A 283-nucleotide genomic window follows, 5' to 3' on the forward strand; every position below is an offset into this window, starting at 1 on the left:
GCCGCAGCCGGGCAGCGAGGCGCTGGTCAGCCGTGCCTTCGAGGCGCCGCAAGGTGAGATCGAAACCGCGCTGGCCGCGATCTGGGCCGAGGTACTCAAGGTCGAGCAGGTTGGTCGCCATGACCACTTCTTCGAACTCGGTGGCCACTCGCTGCTGGCGGTGAGCCTGATCGAGCGCATGCGTAAGGCCGGGCTGGATGCCGACGTGCGCGTGCTGTTCGCCCAGCCGACGCTGGCGGCGCTAGCGGCGGCGGTGGGTTCGGGGCGTGAAGTGGCAGTGCCT

At 69.6% G+C, this 283-nt stretch carries 1 protein-coding gene; it reads left to right on the forward strand.

The annotated features are described in order from the left end of the window. On the forward strand, positions 1 to 283 hold a 283-nt coding region (locus CC207_RS26425; protein ID WP_143496185.1), incomplete at both ends, for a phosphopantetheine-binding protein.

Source organism: Pseudomonas sp. DrBHI1 (assembly GCF_002205115.1).
Lineage (GTDB): Bacteria > Pseudomonadota > Gammaproteobacteria > Pseudomonadales > Pseudomonadaceae > Aquipseudomonas > Aquipseudomonas mosselii.